Origin of the sequence: Anaerococcus sp. NML200537, from assembly GCF_026131715.1 — a bacterium.
GTDB classification, from domain to species: Bacteria; Bacillota; Clostridia; order Tissierellales; family Peptoniphilaceae; genus Anaerococcus; species Anaerococcus kampingae.
Window position 1 is genome coordinate 120768 of the sequence record NZ_JAMXSL010000001.1, and the last position, 17492, is coordinate 138259.

A 17492-nucleotide genomic window follows, 5' to 3' on the forward strand; every position below is an offset into this window, starting at 1 on the left:
TTCCAACAAATATATTTGAAATCTCTTTTGAGATGATTTCCTAATGGCTTGTCTTTCTAATAAGGTAATTAGCGATACCTTGTATTAGATAAACAACAATCAAAATAAGTATAACTGATACTATTACCACATCGTCTTTATATCTTTGGTAGCCTACGGCTATGGCTAAATCGCCTATACCACCAGCTCCAACTGTACCTGCCATTGCAGTTAGTCCTAATAATGAAATTAGAGTGATAGATGAAACTCTAATCAAGCTTGGAAGGCCTTCTCTTAGGTAGACCCTTGTAATAATTTCTACAGGACTTAGGCCCATAGCCTCTGCCGCCTCAACCTTACCGCTATCTACATCAGCTAAGGCTTGCTCAACCTGCCTTGCAAAAAATGGCACTGCAGAAAATGTTAGCGGAACAATTGCTGCTGTAGCTCCTATTCTTGTTCCTACTATAGCTTTTGTAAAAGGAGCTATAAGAGCAAGCAAGATTACAAAGGGAATGGCCCTGAAGAGGTTGGTTAATTTATCTAAAATGCTGTAAATTATCCTATTTTCTAGAATCCTATCCTTATCTGTAACTACCATTATTACACCCAAGATTAGACCAAGTATTCCTGCAAAAATTGCAGATACAATTAGCATATAGAGGGTTACTTTAAAATCACTTATAATCCTGTCTTTTATAGATAGGGAATAACTAAAAAATCCCATCCTTACCTCCTAATATTTCTAAGTTTGTGCCCTTATCCTTTAAATAAGTGCTTACTTCTACCAACTTATCGTCATCGCCCTTAAAGCTTACAATTAAGTTACCAACTGCTGTACCATTTATAAATTCTATATTACCTGCTAGGATATTTGTCCTAACTCCAAATTTTTCAAATAATTCATTAATAATTGGCTCTGTGGTTGATTGACCCAGATATGATAATTTGGCTAGGACTTCATTATCCTTTAGGATTCCTATATTGGACTTAACTTCTTCTATGGTTTCAGAAATATTTGTCGAAGTCTCAACAAATTCCCTAGTGAGTTTATTTTTTGGATTTGAAAATATATCCAAGGTCGACCCACATTCTATGACCTTGCCATCTTGCATCACTGCACATTTGTTGCAAAGGTCTTTTACCACATCCATCTGGTGGGTAATTATTACTACAGTTAGCCTTAGTTTGTCGTTTAAGTCCTTAAGTAATTTTAAAATTTGCTTGGTTGTCTTTGGATCTAGAGCACTTGTAGCCTCATCACAAAGTAAGATTTCAGGATCTGATGCAAGTGCCCTTGCTATGGCACATCTTTGTTGCTGACCACCTGATAATTCACTTGGATAAGCCTGAGCCTTATCTTTAATGCCCACTGTTTCTAAGAGGTCTAGGGCTTTTTGTCTTTTTTCTTCCTTGGTTAAAGACTTATCTTTTTTTATTGGAAAAATTACATTGTCAATAACTGTAAGGTTATTTAGGAGGTTAAAGTGTTGGAAAATCATGCCAATCTTTTTTCTCCTAGCCCTTAGGTCCTTGTTTGATAAATCTAGGAGGTTTTCTCCGTCAATTAAGACTTGACCCTGACTTGGTCTTTGGAGTAGGTTTATGGTTCTAACAAGAGTTGATTTACCAGCTCCTGAAAAACCAACAATTCCAAAGGTGTCTTGTTCTTCAATTGTCAAACTAACATCATCTACTGCTTTGAATCCATCAAAGTCAACCGTTATATTTTTTAATTCTATCATCTATCGCTCTCTTTCAAAAAATCTATAGCAAACTTAATTGCAAGACCTAGGGCATAATCAATTCCCCTCTCATCTAGGTCAAACTTAGCTGTGTGAAGGTCGCTAACCTTCCCTTCTGCTTCATTTTTAGTTCCAAAATTTATAAAAATACTTGGGCAAAGTTTGGAATATCCATAAAAGGATTCTGAAATCCAAAGTTTTGGACTTTCTATTAAAGCATCTTCATACAAGCTATTTAGGCTTTCCTTCACTTTTTTAGCTAAGCCTTCATCATTTATTACAGGCTCTGCCACTACTTTCGTATAATCATGGAACTTGACAGTGCAGCCATGGGCTCTTGCAGTTAGGTCTGCAATATTTTTAACTACTTCCAGTGCCTTTTTACCTTCTTCTAGGTCGAAAAATCTTAAAGTTCCCTTGATATTTGCCCTATCGCAGATGACATTAGCTGCCGATCCACCATTGATAGCTCCTATGCCAAGACTTACAGGCTTTTCAAGGTCTAACTGGTTATTCCAAGCAGAATTTAGGGCTGTTATTATGTGGGATGTTGCAATAAGAGGATTTACAGCCTTATCAGGTCTTGACCCATGGCCTCCTTTTCCTATTACATCAAAGTCAAGGCCTCCACATCCAGCATAGGCTGGACCTTCTTTTATGGAAAATTTCCCAACATCTAAACCAGGACTTTGGTGATTACCATAAACTGCATCAAGTCCCTTATCTTTTAAGTGGTCTAGCATAGGATTAATTCCTGCCCCTGTTTCTTCAGCTTCCTCAAAAATAAGATAAATCTTGCCGCAATATTGATCTGCCAAATCTTTGAGGATTTTGCCTGCAAACAATGCCACAGTCATGTGGCTATCGTGACCACAAGCGTGAGATACGCCGGGATTTTTTGAGACCACTAGCTTTTTGTTTTTAAGATTGTAGATATCTTCATCAATTGCCAAGGCATCAAGGTCAGTCCTAATTCCAATTGTCTTTCCAGGTTTTTTTGTATCAAAAAGAGCTGTAAAACCGGTTGACCCTTCGACATCCTCTACAATAAATCCCAAATCTTTGCACCTTTTTTTGAGGTACTTACTTGTTTCATACTCATGACTTGATACTTCTGGATACTCGTGCAAATATCTTCGAGTTTTTAAAATATCGTCCTTATTAAGTTTTATTTCTTCTTTTATCTTTTCGATTAAAGTCATTCCTTCCTCAATTTCATAAAAAAAACGTCCCATATTCCACATAGGAATATAAGGACGTTTAAATCGCGTTACCACCTTATTTTATACCTGGGTCACCCCAAATATACACTCATTAAGTACAAACATACTCTTCTTCTATAACGGGAATACCCGTATGGATCTCATATCGACCCATCCCATCCGAGGCCATCTTCATCTAAGTTTCAATCCACCCCTTTGCACCAACCGGGGCTCTCTGTAGAAAATTCACTCAAACTACTCTTCTCTTCAAATGGTTTGTAAATCTATTATCGAATTGATAGTCATATAATACCATCTTTAATTTTTTATGTCAAATTTATTAGGTTAAATTTTTATTTATTCATCTGGAAGGGTGATTTTATCAAGAATTCCAGTGAGTTTGGCTATAGCTATGCCGTAATTTGTCATAGGCACATGAGCCTCTTTTGATTTAGCGACCCTATTTAGGACATGGGTCCTATTAAACATACATGACCCGCAAGTGATGATTAGGTCATATTTTTCATAGTCTATAGGGTCATTTCCCCTTACAAAATCTATATTTACATCAGGGCGGGTCTTTCTTATAAGCTTCGGAATCTTGACTGTGCCTATGTCTTCTTCTATAGGCGGATGGGTGCAGGCTTCTGCTATTAGGATATTTTTGATATCATCATCAAGCTTAGCTGCGGATTTTACAAAATAATTTATATCTCCCTTAAAGGCAGAAAATAGGACTGAAAAGCTTGTAAGTAAGACATTTTCTGGCTTTTTCTCGTAGACATCTTTAAAAACCTGACTATCTGTAATTATCAAGTCGATTTTATTAAGAGATTTAATAGTTGCCTCAAAATTTTCTAGATTTGTACAAATAGCTGTGGCATTTTTATCTATGATTTCTCTGATTGTCATGACTTGTGGTTTTATGAGCCTATCTTTTGGGCTTGCCGCATCTTGGGGCATGACAAGGACTACCGTATCGTGGGCCTTTACCAAGTTTTTGGTGATAGATAGGTCTTCTTTTTTGTAGATCCTTCTAATCCTAGCAAAGATTTCATCCCTTGCCTTGGTATTTCTAATATCAACAGGGATTGGGGCCTTATCCTTAAATTCTTCAAGGATTTTCTCTCCCCTTTCCTTATCCATGTGCATGGCAAGGAAAATCACAGGTTTATTGATTTTCTCTAAGATTTTTAGGTCATCATCTTCAGATAGGCAATAGAGAAATATGTCAATCTTATCTATCTCTGCTAGAGATTTTTCTATTCTTTTTTCTGATAGATCACTTCTATCTGCAAAACCAGCCGTATCAACAAAAACAACTGGCCCAAAGTCTGTTATTTCCATGGCCTTTCTGATAGGATCTGTTGTTGTCCCTTCCTTTTCAGAAACTATGGCATGGTCAAGACCTGTCAGATAGTTTAGAAGGGTTGATTTACCAGCGTTGGTCCTTCCAAAAATCCCTATATGACACCTTTCGCTAAAACCTGTCTTAGATATAGAGGTCACGGATGCCTTCCTCAACTTTTTTGATATTTTCTCTGGTAGACTCCCTGACCTTTTCATTTTCAATGTTTGGAAGCTCTCTTTCGATTAGCTTATCAATATCAGCCTTGGTTTGTGGGCTTGCGTAGTCTACCCCATATTCTTTTAGGGTAACTAGGGCGTTTGGATGGCAGATATTGCCTATACCATGCTCTTTGACCATACCCATAAATACTTCTCCAGTCCTTCCCTTTCTGTAGCAGGCTGTGCAGAAGGATGGAACGTGGTTTTTGGCTATAAGCCAGTCAACAACTTCATCCAGGCTCCTATTATCTGATAGCTCAAATTGGTCAGAGCCTACTGTTTCATCTTCTGTATAACCACCTACTGATGTCTTTGAACCACCAGAAATTTGGCTTATACCAAGCTCAAGAAGCCTATCACGCATGGCTTCAGACTCACGGGTTGAGACAATCATACCTGTGTATGGAGCTGCAATTCTGATGCAGGCTACAATTTTTGCAAACATATCATCTGATAAAGAATTGTCAAAATCATCAGGGTCTATGTCATCTGCTGGTTGGATTCTTGGGACTGAAATTGTGTGAGGACCTACGTTAAATCTAGCTTCAAGGTGCTCAGCGTGCATCAATTGGCCAACAAATTCATATTCGTAGGAATCAAGTCCATAAAGTACTCCCATGCCCACATCATCGATTCCACCTTCCATGGCCCTGTCCATGGCTTCTGTGTGGTATTCGTAGTTTGATTTTGGGCCAAACTTGTGAAGTTCTTCGTATTGTTTTTTGTTATAGGTTTCTTGGAAGAGGATATAGGTACCAATCTCAGCTTCCTTTAGCTTCCTATAATTTTCTACTGTAGTAGCTGCAATATTTACATTGACCCTTCTTATAGCCCCATTTTTGTGCTTGATTCCATAAATTGTCTTTATTGATTCAAGGATATATTCGATTGGGTTATTGATTGGGTCTTCCCCAGCCTCTAGGGCAAGCCTCTTGTGACCTTGGTCTTGGAGGGCGATAACCTGCTCTTTAATCTCTTCTTGAGTAAGTTTTCTTCTTGGAATAGTCCTATTTTGTCCATGGTATGGGCAATATACACAACCATTTACACAATAATTTGATAGGTAAAGGGGTGCAAATAAGACAATCCTATTGGCGTAGAATTTGTGCTTAAGCTCTTTTGCAAGATTAAAAATCTCTTCATTAAGATCATCTTCCTTAGATGATAAAAGCACAAAGGCATCCCTGTGGGAAAGGCCCTTAGCCTTTTTCGCCTTTTCTAGGATAGATTTGATAAGGTCCCTGTTGTGGGCATTTGTCCTACCATAATCTAAAGTCTCAAGTATCTCTTCGTGATTTATAAATTCAACTGCCTTAGTAGAGGCAGGATCATATTTAGCCATATTTCCTTCTTTCTTTTCTATGTAAATTTTACTTATATTTATTTATCCACCTATAATTATAATACTTTTGGACAAATTTTTAAAATAATTTTAAATATAACAAAGTAGATTAGCTGATAAGGGAAAATCCCCACTCAAAAAGAGCCAGTCCCCTGGCACTTTTCTTACTTATTGATTCTCCTATAGGCTTCTTTATAAACATCTAAATCAGACCTAGCACCAATTATTATTACTAGCATCTGTCCGTCAACTTCAACTAATTTATAGACAATTCTAAGACCTGAGGCCCTAAGTTTGATTTTTAAAAAATCTGATAAATCAAGACCATTTTTATTTCTTAAAGGCTTTCCATAACCTCCTTGACTTACAGGAAGTGGATTTTCTAGTACTCTTTTTAGCATCTTATCCACTTGTTTTCTCATAGACCCATCAAGGCTCATGTAATCCTTATAAGCATCCTTAGTTAAAACTAATTTATATTTCATAGAATTTCATCTAAATCAATTGCTTGGGTATTTTCCAAGTCAATACCAGCAAGTTTTTCAAATTCTTCCTGGCTGATTAAATCTTCTTTTTTTAGGGCCTTCATCCTCTTTTCTGCTAAGATTAAGTCTTTTAAGTCTTCTATCTCATCTAATAACTTGCTATAGTCATCTACTGATATTAGGACGCATTCTGGAGAATTATTTTTGAAAACAAGTTTTGGTCCCTTTTTATTGACCTCATCAAAAATTTTTCCAGCTTGGCCCTTGTTAAAATCAGATATAGCTACAGTTTTTTCTTTAATATTTCTTACAAAATCCATAAGCCCCTCCTATATAATAACTATATATTTATCTATAAAAATATCAATGTTTTGACAAATAAATTTCCATACAAAAAGAGCCAGTCCCCTGGCCCCTCTTACTATTTTAATTTTTCTTCGATGACTTCCTTATCAAAGCCTACGATGTCTTCGCCATCGATGTTTATTACAGGTACTCCCCTGTAGCCTTTTTCTATAAGGTAGTTAACTGCTTCCTTGTCCTTGTCGATGTTTTTTTCTGTGTATTCAATGCCTTTTTCATTGAAATATTGTTTTGCTGCCTTGCAAAATACGCAAGTATTTGATGTGTAAATTGTAATATCGTGCATATTAATCCCTCTTTCTTTTTCTCTATTTTATATATACCCAAAAAATGAAATTAGTATAAAATAAAAATAAGACCTAAGTCTCAATTAGAAATATACCCACAAATTTATCTTATAAACAAGGAGGAGCCATGAAAAATCAAAATTTTTCCTACAAATACCTTAAAAACCTACTAGAAATAGGCCACGAAATCGAATTTATTTTTGATAACGTCCCTTATTCGATAAATAATCTGGGTGATGATGACCATGAAAATGCCTGGGTCTTATCAGGACCTTATGATAATATTTATTTGGCTGACTTTGATGACAGGAACGGACTTTTTGCTAGCCTTGATAAAATTATTATCAAAGAAAAAAGCCTAGAGGAGATCATAGATAAAAAACTCTATGACCTCTCTAGCCTAACAATTTTCTAAATTATTTGCTATATTTATAAAATCATCTAGTGATAAATTTTCTGCCCTTAGGTTTTCATTTAGACCTAAGCTTGCAAAGGCTGCCTTTAAATCTTCCTTATCTGCAACAGCTGATAGGGAATTTAGGATGGTCTTGCGTCTTTTGGCAAAGCCTGCCCTCACTAGACTAAAGAGCTTATCCCTGTCTACATCCTTATCATAGGCCCTTAAATCTAGCCTTAGGACTGCTGAGTCTATTTTTGGGGCTGGCATGAAGACTGATTTTGGCACATTGGTAAGCCTTTTGGCATCTGAATAATATTTTACAAAAACTGATAGGGATGAGTAGTCCTTGCTTTTTTCATCAGCTAGCATCCTATCTGCCACTTCCTTTTGGACCATGACGGTCATCGATGTGCAGTTTACCTCATCTTCAAAGATTTTTTCTATGATTGGAGTTGTTATATAATATGGCAGATTTGAAACAAAAGCAAAGGGCTCTCCCCCAAAATATTTTTCCTGGATTTCTACCAGGTCTGTCTTTAAAATATCGGCATTTATAATCTCTACATTATCAAATTCTTCCATATTTTCTTCTAGGATCGGAATTAGGGTCGAGTCAATTTCTATTAGGACGAGTTTTTTGCAAGTCTTGGCCATCTCGTAAGAAATTGTCCCGATGCCTGGGCCCACTTCGATGACATTTTTCCCTGCCACATCTGCCCCATCTACGATTTTATCTACAAAATTTTTGTCTATAAGGAAATTTTGGCCAAGAGATTTTGAAAATCTAAAGCCATAAAGGTCTATTATTTCTTTTACAACTTTTGGTGAATATAGTTTTTTCATAAAGCTTCAACTCCTCTTTCAAATTCTTCTCGGCTAATCCCAAAGGAATTAAGCTTTGACAATAACCCTTTGGCATTGTAATAGCCAATCCCTAGATAATCCCCAAGCTTAGCCCTTCTTTCTCTAGAATTTTCTCCAATAGCTAGGCCATTATTAAATAAATCTGCCATGGTAAATTCGCTTGCCTTATCAATTTGGCTCGCCTTGGCCTTTTTTAGGGCCTCTATAATTACTTCTGGGTCTGCATTTTCAACACCCAAGTCACCTTTTTTTATGGCTTTTTTCCTGTCAATGTAGGCGTGCTTAGCTGTTGGGATTTCCTTTGCAATCTTTGCCCTGATTTTCTTGCCAGCATAGTCTGGGTCGGTTAAAATTATTATCCCGCACCTCTCGTTGATGGCCTTAAGCCTTTCAATTAAGTCCTTATCAAAGGCAAGGCCATTTGTGGCGATGATCTCACAGTCTACCGCCCTTTTGACATTGGCTATATCATCTTTTCCTTCTACTACTAGGCATTCTTTTATCATAGGTTGAAAAACTCCTTGGCATTTTTGCTGGTCCACTTGGCAATGGTTGATAGCTTTTGGCCCCTGATTTCTGCGATTTTTTGGGCAACCTCTATTATCCTGCGTGGATCATTCCTTAGTCCCCTAAAGGTCTTTGGGGTAAGATAAGGGCTATCTGTCTCAAGCATGAGCCTATCAAGAGGCACAAGGGCTGCGGCTTGCTTTTCATTTAGGCCGTCCTTATAGGTCACAACTCCGCCAAGAGAGATGTAAAATCCCCAATCCATGTAGGTTTTAAGAGTCTTTTCATCTGTCGAAAAGCAGTGGATTTGCACCTTTAAATCTGTATAGTCTTTTAAAATTTCCATAATATCTTCTGTGGCATCCCTATTGTGGATTACAACTGGCAGGTCAAGTCTTCTGGCCATTTCTAATTGCTTAATAAAAACTTCCTTCTGGAGGGCCTTAGTTTCTATGGTCCAATAATAATCAAGGCCGATTTCTCCTATGGCTACTGCCCCCTCTTTGGCTAGTTTTTCAATTTCCTCTAGATCATTTTCTCCCATCTGATCCACATCTGATGGATGGATTCCTACCTGGGCATAGAAATTGTCAAAGTCTTTGGCAAGGGCAATATTTGCCCTAGAATTTGCGAGATTTGTCCCTGGATTTACCACTGCCTCTACAAAGAAATTAGACAGGTCTCTTAGGATAAAGAGCCTGTCCTGATCAAATTCTTCGCTTGTTAAGTGGGCGTGAGAATCTATTAGCTTCATTAAGATACCTTGCTTCCTGGCTTGATGTCAGCTAGGGTTGAAAGAAGGGTCAAATCATCTTCAAAGTCTGCTGCAAGGAGCATGCCTTGTGATTCAATTCCACGCATCTTTCTTGGGGCTAGGTTTTTGACAACAATTACATTTTTTCCAAGCAAATCTTCTGGCTTGTACCATTTTTTGATGCCTGATACGATTGTCCTGGTCTCTGTACCTATATCGACTTTAAAGACCAAAAGCTTGTCAGCATCTGGATGGAAGTCTGCTTCTACAATTTTTCCTACAACTAGGTCAAGCTTGGTGAAGTCTTCGTAGGCAATTTCAGCCTTTTCATCTTCCTTCTTATCATCTACCTTGCTATCAACAAGTCTTTCCTGGATAAGAGCGTTGTTTTTCTCGTGAAGTTTTGCAAGCTCTTCATCAACATCAAGTCTATCAAATAAGTTCTTGCCCTTTGATACCTTGCTTCCCTCTTCAAGAAGGCCAAAAGTCTTGGCAGATTCGATTCCCTTATTACTTGTGTCTAATTTTTCTAGGATTATTTTTGTGGTATCCTTCATGGTTGGCTCAATTAATTGGGCAACAATTCTTAAGGTCTCAGCAAGGTTATATAAAACCCTATTTAGTCTTGGAAGATTTGCCTCATCACGGCCAAGTATCCAAGGCTCAGTCTCATCTACATATTTATTGGCACGGCGGATTAGCTTCCATACTGTCTCAAGGGCCTCGTTGAATTTAAAGTCATCCATAAGTCTTACAAATTCTTCGTAGGTCTTTCCAGCTAGAGCAATTAATTCATCATCAAACTTATCAGTTTCTGTACCCTTTTCGATTATGCCGCCATTGTATTTAGAAATCATTGAAGTAGTTCTAGAAACAAGGTTGCCAAGGTCATTTACAAGATCTGAATTGTATCTTTCCATAAATTTCTTTGCAGAAAAGTCCCCATCAGATCCAAAGTTAAATTCTCTTAGCATGAAGTATTTAAGGGCATCATTGCCATAAAGGTCTACTAGTGGCTCTGGATACATGATATTGCCCTTGGACTTACTCATCTTGTCATTTTCAAATAAAATCCAACCGTGGGCAAAAACTTTTTCTGGAAGTGGAAGGTCAAGGGCCATCAAAAGTGCTGGCCAAATAATGGTATGGAATCTTACTATATCCTTACCGATTAAATGAACGCTAGCTGGCCAATATTTCTCAAATTTCTCCTTGTCAGTTCCAAATCCAATTGCTGATAGATAGCAAGATAGGGCATCAATCCACACATAAACAACGTGTTTATTATCAAATGGGACATCCACTCCCCAATCAAAGGAAGTCCTTGTCACAGATAGGTCAGAAAGGCCCTTGTCTATGAAGTTATTAAGCATTTCCTTTTGCCTAAACTTAGGCTCTAAAAATTCTGGATGGTCTTTGAATAGTTCTTTAAGTTTATCTGTATATTTTGATAGTCTAAAGAAATATGTTTCTTCTTCTTGGTACTCAACATCACGACCACAATCTGGACATTTACCATCTTCTAATTGGCTTTCAGTCCAAAAAGTCTCACAAGGTGTACAATAATAACCCTTGTATTCACCCTTGTAGATGTCGCCTTGATCATAAAGCTTATTAAAGATATCTACTACATCCTTCTCGTGATCCTTGCCAGTAGAACGGATAAAGGTGTCATAATTAATATCAAGCTTTTCCCATAATTTGATGGTCTCAGCTGCAATCTTATCTACAAATTCTTGAGGCTCTTTGCCATGGGCATGGGCTGATTCCATAATCTTTTGTCCATGCTCATCAGTACCTGTAACAAGATAAGCATCATAACCCATCAAATTTTTATATCTTTTTAAAACATCCGCAATTATTGAAGTATAGGTATTTCCTATATGTAAATTGGAGTTTGGATAATATATTGGTGTTGTAATATAATAAGGTTTCTTATTAGTCATCTAGTCATCTCCTATAAATAATTCTTATTTTATCATACTTCAAAAGCCCTAAAAATCGAAATTTGAGATAAAAAACAAATTTAATATTTAGTATACTCAGAATTGATATTTTTTACACTTATGATATAATTAACTTAACAGAACCTCTCCACGCTTAATGTAAACTTTACATGCGGACCACGGAGAGGGCTTTTTTTATATCAAGGAGTTCTTATATGGAATTAAAACCAGCGTTAAGCTATAAAGAACAGATTCTAAAACTAAAAAACGATCATAATTTATTGATTTCTAATTATAAATGTGCTGAAGAAATTTTAAAAAAAGTAAATTATTATAGACTCTCGGGCTATGGAATTGGACTTAAAAAGTATGACAATAAAGAACATTACAAAAATTATATCAGTATAGAAGATCTATTTAGCCTTTATTGTTTTGATAGTGAGTTTAAAAATAATCTAATAAGGACGATTGAACAAATAGAAATTGAACTAAGGACACAAATTGCTTACCACTTAGCTATTAACTATGGGCCCGATGTACTCAACAAGGAAAATAATTTTATCTATAAAACAAATAAAGAAGGCCATACAATATATTCCATCATTATTAACAATCTAAATAAAGAAATATATAGACAGAGAAATAAGCCATTTGTTAGACATCATATTAAAAAATATAAGGGGAAGTTCCCTATATGGGTATCTGTAGAGCTCATGTCCTTTGGAAATTTATCTTCTCTATTTAGTATTCTTAAAGACGAAGATCAAAAAGAAATTTCAAATTATTACAACACAGACCCTAAGTATTTAAAAAATTGGATTTTGTGCTTAGTTGAAGTTAGAAATATTTGTGCCCATTACACAAGACTCTATAATATGCCATTAAAGGAGAATCCTCGTCTTTATTCTGAAAATGAAAAATACAAAGGCAAACAAAATAAAATATTCCCTATTCTTTTAATTATAAAGAGAATTCTAAACTCAAATGACCAATGGAAATCACTTCTAAAAGATTTAAAAAACACCTTTAACAAATATCAAGGATGCTTTAACTATAGCTTTATGGGCTTTCCTAAAAATTGGAGGAATATTCTTTAAAAACACCCTGTTTAAAAATAAAAGCTTGACATGTTTATCAAGCTCTATCACTAGAATTTATAATATACTAGTCTGTAATACAAAAAACTAAGGTCTAAGGCGCTTAATTTTATACCATAAATAGCATCTTTTATTCTTTCTAATTGTTCTTCCCTATGATAGGTATTACTTTTTATTATTTCTTGGGTCCACGTTTTCAGATTAAGATCTATACATTATTTATTTTAATATATGCGCCCTTTCAAAAAAATCAGTCCAACCTAGTCTGAAAAGTCAAGCTTTAAATCTGAATATTTTAATAATTGATTTGTAAATGCATTTCTTAAAAAAGTCTTAAACTTAGAATAATTTTGGGGTCCATGATTATGAGAAAAAGTCTTCCACCAAGTGTTTCGAGCTATTGGCGGTAATTATCATTTTTAAGCTTATGGATTAAAAATCAAACTTTATCTTGGCCCTATCAATTTTCCTATAAATTTCAATTACAAAACTTTCTACACCATCTGTAGACAAGTCTCCCAATACGTGAACCACTCTAATCACTTATTAATAAACTCGCATTTAATTAACTTATTCATTTCAAAAATTTAGCCTGGACAAAGCTCAGCTAGGCCAGGCTAATCTTATTATATTTTTTAACTTATTTTAAGAAAAATCCCATCATTTTTTATACTTATTAAGTGTAAGCACAAACCTAGTATCTTTTCCTATCAAATCATAGGTTTCTTTTTCTGTAAAATCAGAATCATCTAGGCCTAGTCTATAAAAATAGTACTTAACATTGGATAGGACGCTTATAGATTTATTATAATGATTTACCCATTTTTCTTTAGAAAAACTTCCAAATACAGGATCTGTCATGTTATTGACTTTCTTCCACTTATCAATGTTTTTTTCTCCGTACTTGTAGAGTTTTACAGTTGTTCTATAACACCTGTTATATAATTTAATTAGTTTTTTAACTTGTTTTTTATTAAGGATTTTCTTTTTCTCTGCTTCAGAAATTTTACCTACCCTGCTTTTTCCATATGGATTAATAGCCTCTCCATTTTTAAAATAATATTTTCCTGAAACTGACACCTCTGGTAGATACATACCCTCAGCATAAGAAGAATCTCCCTTAAAATCAAGGTCTATCACATTTTCAGAAGAAGCATCTCCCCTTGGCATGTCATATAAGATTTTTGTGATTAAATTTTCAAGAATTTTAACAAAATCACCTTCACTAGTTCCCCTAATGGTAAGACTATAATAGATTCCATCAAATTTAAAATCAGCAGAATAAACAGAATCCTTGCCTCCATTAAATTCACCTGCCCTATAAATTAATGCATCTAATCCCTTAATCTTACTTTTTTTAAAGGATGCTGCAGCCTTTTCGTAATCCTTGCTATATGGTCCATACCTAAAGGAAATATCAAGGCCATCCTTAGTCACAAGACTATCTTCTGTATAAAGATAAGTTTTTTCTCCTGTATTTTTTCTTAGCTCATAAGACTGATCAAGATCAAAGTCAAAATCAAAAATTCCCTTTAAATATTCCTTCTCTTTCTTAAGGTCATTTTCAAGAGTATTTCCTTCTGGATAGGTTTCTGTATTTACATAATCATTTACAAGAACTCCCTCACTCGCTTCTACATTTACTGTTAAAAAAGCAAAAGCTAATACAGACGCTAAAATAATTTTTTTCATAATCTCCTCCTCTTATTTTTCTTGCTCACAATTTTTATAAAGCTAATAAGTCTCCATTCTTATACCTCATTGGGTTTAGTTTTTTCATTACTACTCCTATAAAACTACCTTATATATGAATTTATTTTTAAATCACCTGTTAATCTTTTATTGTTTAAGTTAATAATTATTATAGAATATCTACTACGTAAATTAGATTTAACTTTTATTATCATATCAGAATAAAATGTTTCCTGGTAAACAATTACACCATTTTCTTCTACAATGACAGTATATTTAACTCCCCCTCTGCATATCATGTCACTTAATTTTATAGTAAATCCACTATGCATTTTCTCTACAATAGAATTCATATCAATTTTATATTCATTTTTTTCATAACTCCCTATGTTAATTCTATTGTCTATATTTGCAGCTCTAAGGGAATTAATTGATGTTTTACCTAATTCTAACCTCTGATATTCATCATCATTTATAATTTCAATTTTATCATTATTTACATCATCATAATCAGCCACTGATCCTTTTACTAAAGTAACCATATCATAGTCAATATAATCTACACTTGCGTAAGCTGGCATACTTAATGCTAATATTATTATAAAACCTATTATCCCATTTATTGTCGTTTTGTAGTTTCTAATAACCTCTATCCTTTCTTTATTTGGATTCATTCTTAAATAAAAGCTATTTTTATAAAAATTCATTTCCATAAACTTAAGTAATGATTTACAATAATCTTTTCTAATTTTTCTACTATCACCCAATTTATCAATCACTTCTTTATCACAATTAATCTCAATATCTTGTTCAACCCTCTTTAGGCTAAGCCAAAAGATAGGATTGAACCAATAGATGCAAGCTAATATATTTACAATGTGATTGAATATAATATGATATTTTTTAATATGCGTTAGCTCGTGAATAAGTACGTGGTCAAGAAGCTTAGTATCTTCTATAATTTCCCTTTGTATAACTATTTTAGGCCTTAGTACGCCAAAGGTAATGGGTGAATTTAGGTCATTATTTATATAAACTTTAACTTTTCTTTTAAGGTTAAATGATTTAATAGTATTTAATATTCTCTTATCCTCATAAATTTTAGAATTATTAATAACTTTTTTAAAAATATATATTTTATAAATTAGGTATATACAAAGCGGTAAGGACAAAATTATTCGATTAAGCGGATATAAAAATGCTTCAATGTCCAATGTCACTTTATTTATTATATCATTAATAAAAGTTATTAATCTTATAATTCTTGTAATAATTTCACTATCACCATTAGCATCAAATTGAATTCTGAAACCATAAGGTACAATTAAATATGCAAGGAAAAATGTCCACAATATAACATTTGCAGATTTAAATGATTTTAAATTTAATCTTTTTCTAAAAATTAAAATTAAAAACAATATCCAAACACTCCTAATTCCCTTATCAAGAATAGAGTAATTTATTAAACTAATTTTCAACTCTATTCCTCATCGAAACTATCAATTAGTTTTCTCATTTCATCCAATTCCTCTTTTGATATTTTTTCATTAGTCAAAAAGGTCTTGCACATATTTAATAATGAGCCTTTAAATAGCTTATTAAAGACTTCCTTTTGTTTATCGTATAGAGCATCTTCCCTAGATACTGAGACACTTATGGTGTAATTTGGATACCTCCTTGAAATAGCTCCTTTATCTATAAGTCTACCAAAAAAAGTATAAGCTGAAGTTTTGCTTGTTTTGTATCTATCCTTTAAAACTTTTGCTAAATCAATAGCTTTTATCTCTCCATTTTCATCTAAAACATCCCCTTGCCAGAGTAGTTCCATTACAATTAATTCCCCGTCAGAAAAATCCATAATTTCCTCCTAATACAAATCTATTCTCAATCGATATATCATTCTCATTTTGAGTATTTTATTTTCATCTTGATGAATATCATTTTTTTGAAATTATGCAAGACTTAATTGATTAATAGTTTACAAAAAAGCCCAAATTTTTCTCTAATCTTATTATAGATTACTAAAAAATAAGGTAAAGGTATAATTTATACATGGACTTTTGCCTGATAATGTGATATGATTGAGAATGGTGATTATATGAATAAGAATAATTATAAGTTTGGAAAACTTTTAAAAAATCTAAGACAAAAAAATAATATGACCCAGGAGGAGCTTTCTTATCGTTCTTTTATCAATGTCAAAACTCTTTCTAATATGGAAAATGGCAAGGTTGATATTGATTTAGACAAGCTTGAGATTCTTTCTGAAATACTTAATGTAGATCTTGTGGAGGAATATCTTTATCTTTTGTTAGATGATTCAGATCAGATTAATAAGATTGTTAAAAATCTTAATGCCAAAGATAGGTATGCTGGGTCTAGTCAGGCTTATGAAGTTGATATTCTAAGAGAAATTGAAAATAATTCCCAAAGAAAAATAATTAAAAACAAGGCTAGGAAATTAAAATTATTATTTCAATCCATAGAAATAAAAGAGTATAAGAATAAAAAGATGGCTCTTATCATTGAAGCTTTAAATGTCGGTAGGACCTTTGATTTTGCTGATCTTAACTTAAATACCTATGATATAATCGACTATAGGTTACTGATGAATTACGCTATATGTCTTAGCAATAAAAATGATAGGCTGGCCTGTCTAAAATTTATTAAAAACGCTAAACTAGATAATGATAATTTAAACTCAATTTTATACCACAATATCTCAAATACCTATTATAGTATGGATAAATCCTACCTGGCCCTTTATTACATAAATAAATCAATAAGGACAAATAATAAGAACCCGATTTCTCCAATTATGCTTTACCAAAAATCCATAATTTTATATGACCTTAAGATGCCTTACGAAAAATATGTAAGGCTTACTCTTGATACAGCTAAAAAAATCAACGAACAAGTATACAATCTTCTATTAGAAAAATATAAACTAAAGGCAAATGATGATAAAAATTTCATAATGCCATAGTTTTTTATATACCAACTTTAAAAGGTGATGTTGCAGAATAGTTAAATCTATTCTGCTCATCACTTTTTTTCTCGGATATTTGTATTAAGTAATTTAATTATATAGAGATTTTTAAGGTGGGAATAAATTTTTCCACATTTTCCTTAGAAATAGGCTCACTTAATAAAGCTTATGAAATTAATATTTTTTTCTTAAGCAGCTTTGTATTTTATGATTTCTAAGTTCTTATTTTCTATTTTGGTTGCCAGTTTATTTAAGTTTAGTGCTATTGATA

18 protein-coding genes and 1 other annotated feature are annotated in these 17492 nt (G+C 33.8%); of the genes, 3 read left to right on the forward strand and 15 right to left on the reverse strand.

Translation table 11 applies throughout. From position 1 onward, the window contains the following. Nucleotides 1–40: 40 nt before the first annotated feature. The 8 genes from NH288_RS00510 to NH288_RS00545 all read right to left on the reverse strand — a co-directional run bounded on the left by NH288_RS00510 (nucleotide 41) and on the right by NH288_RS00545 (nucleotide 6971). Complete coding sequence (locus tag NH288_RS00510; RefSeq protein WP_265212255.1) at nucleotides 41–706, reverse strand: methionine ABC transporter permease; 666 nt, start codon at nucleotides 704–706, stop codon at nucleotides 41–43. Beyond that, complete coding sequence (locus NH288_RS00515) at nucleotides 693–1724, reverse strand: methionine ABC transporter ATP-binding protein (RefSeq protein WP_265212256.1); 1032 nt, start codon at nucleotides 1722–1724, stop codon at nucleotides 693–695. Before NH288_RS00515 ends, NH288_RS00510 begins: the two co-directional genes overlap by 14 nt. Beyond that, on the reverse strand, nucleotides 1721–2926 hold the full coding sequence (locus NH288_RS00520) for a M20 metallopeptidase family protein (RefSeq protein ID WP_265212258.1): 1206 nt from the start codon (nucleotides 2924–2926) through the stop codon (nucleotides 1721–1723). Before NH288_RS00520 ends, NH288_RS00515 begins: the two co-directional genes overlap by 4 nt. 47 nt (nucleotides 2927–2973) lie before the next feature. Continuing rightward, nucleotides 2974–3206, reverse strand: a binding site (T-box leader). Nucleotides 3207–3283: 77 nt separating this feature from the next. Further along, on the reverse strand, nucleotides 3284–4435 hold the full coding sequence (hydF, locus tag NH288_RS00525; protein WP_265212259.1) for a [FeFe] hydrogenase H-cluster maturation GTPase HydF: 1152 nt from the start codon (nucleotides 4433–4435) through the stop codon (nucleotides 3284–3286). Then, nucleotides 4419–5837 carry a [FeFe] hydrogenase H-cluster radical SAM maturase HydG gene (gene hydG, locus NH288_RS00530; RefSeq protein WP_265212261.1) on the reverse strand — a complete coding sequence of 473 codons (1419 nt, stop codon included), beginning with the start codon at nucleotides 5835–5837 and terminating at the stop codon, nucleotides 4419–4421. The genes hydF and hydG overlap by 17 nt, the downstream gene beginning before the upstream one ends. Nucleotides 5838–6001: 164 nt before the next feature. Further along, nucleotides 6002–6322 carry a type II toxin-antitoxin system RelE family toxin gene (locus tag NH288_RS00535; RefSeq protein WP_265212263.1) on the reverse strand — a complete coding sequence of 107 codons (321 nt, stop codon included), beginning with the start codon at nucleotides 6320–6322 and terminating at the stop codon, nucleotides 6002–6004. Beyond that, nucleotides 6319–6642, reverse strand: coding sequence for a type II toxin-antitoxin system Phd/YefM family antitoxin (locus tag NH288_RS00540; RefSeq protein WP_265212265.1), 324 nt, complete (start codon nucleotides 6640–6642; stop codon nucleotides 6319–6321). Before NH288_RS00540 ends, NH288_RS00535 begins: the two co-directional genes overlap by 4 nt. Before the next feature lie 101 nt (nucleotides 6643–6743). Then, a complete protein-coding gene (locus NH288_RS00545; RefSeq protein WP_106460892.1) occupies nucleotides 6744–6971 on the reverse strand; it encodes a glutaredoxin family protein in 228 nt (75 codons plus the stop codon). Nucleotides 6972–7099: 128 nt separating this feature from the next. Here NH288_RS00545 and NH288_RS00550 point away from each other — a divergent pair, with 128 nt between their 5' ends. Further along, entirely contained in the window at nucleotides 7100–7387 is a 288-nt protein-coding gene (locus NH288_RS00550) for a hypothetical protein (protein ID WP_265212268.1), read from the forward strand. On the opposite strand, the gene rsmA is transcribed toward NH288_RS00550, so the two are convergent. From rsmA to metG, 4 genes are read right to left on the reverse strand one after another with little or no spacing between them, the layout of a single operon-like run. Next, on the reverse strand, nucleotides 7373–8215 hold the full coding sequence (rsmA, locus tag NH288_RS00555) for a 16S rRNA (adenine(1518)-N(6)/adenine(1519)-N(6))-dimethyltransferase RsmA (protein WP_265212270.1): 843 nt from the start codon (nucleotides 8213–8215) through the stop codon (nucleotides 7373–7375). The genes NH288_RS00550 and rsmA overlap by 15 nt on opposite strands. Continuing rightward, on the reverse strand, nucleotides 8212–8742 hold the full coding sequence (gene rnmV / locus NH288_RS00560; RefSeq protein ID WP_265212272.1) for a ribonuclease M5: 531 nt from the start codon (nucleotides 8740–8742) through the stop codon (nucleotides 8212–8214). The genes rsmA and rnmV overlap by 4 nt, the downstream gene beginning before the upstream one ends. Next, nucleotides 8739–9497 (reverse strand): TatD family hydrolase, encoded by a 759-nt coding sequence (locus tag NH288_RS00565; RefSeq protein WP_265212274.1) that lies wholly within the window; start codon nucleotides 9495–9497, stop codon nucleotides 8739–8741. The genes rnmV and NH288_RS00565 overlap by 4 nt, the downstream gene beginning before the upstream one ends. Beyond that, a complete protein-coding gene (gene metG / locus NH288_RS00570) occupies nucleotides 9497–11443 on the reverse strand; it encodes a methionine--tRNA ligase (RefSeq protein WP_265212276.1) in 1947 nt (648 codons plus the stop codon). Before metG ends, NH288_RS00565 begins: the two co-directional genes overlap by 1 nt. 215 nt (nucleotides 11444–11658) lie before the next feature. On the opposite strand from metG, the gene NH288_RS00575 reads away from it, so the two are divergent. Next, a complete protein-coding gene (locus NH288_RS00575) occupies nucleotides 11659–12540 on the forward strand; it encodes an Abi family protein (RefSeq protein WP_265212278.1) in 882 nt (293 codons plus the stop codon). Between the two features lie 660 nt (nucleotides 12541–13200). Here the strand turns inward: NH288_RS00575 and NH288_RS00580 are convergent. The 3 genes from NH288_RS00580 to NH288_RS00590 form a co-directional block, all read right to left on the reverse strand. Further along, on the reverse strand, nucleotides 13201–14232 hold the full coding sequence (locus NH288_RS00580) for a hypothetical protein (RefSeq protein WP_265212280.1): 1032 nt from the start codon (nucleotides 14230–14232) through the stop codon (nucleotides 13201–13203). Nucleotides 14233–14336: 104 nt separating this feature from the next. Further along, nucleotides 14337–15710, reverse strand: a complete 1374-nt coding sequence (locus NH288_RS00585; protein WP_265212282.1) for a M56 family metallopeptidase — start codon at nucleotides 15708–15710, stop codon at nucleotides 14337–14339. Nucleotides 15711–15712: 2 nt separating this feature from the next. Further along, nucleotides 15713–16090 (reverse strand): BlaI/MecI/CopY family transcriptional regulator, encoded by a 378-nt coding sequence (locus NH288_RS00590; RefSeq protein ID WP_265212283.1) that lies wholly within the window; start codon nucleotides 16088–16090, stop codon nucleotides 15713–15715. A 240-nt stretch (nucleotides 16091–16330) separates the two neighbouring features. Here NH288_RS00590 and NH288_RS00595 point away from each other — a divergent pair, with 240 nt between their 5' ends. After that, nucleotides 16331–17218, forward strand: coding sequence for a helix-turn-helix domain-containing protein (locus NH288_RS00595; RefSeq protein WP_265212284.1), 888 nt, complete (start codon nucleotides 16331–16333; stop codon nucleotides 17216–17218). The last annotated feature ends 274 nt before the right edge of the window (nucleotides 17219–17492 follow it).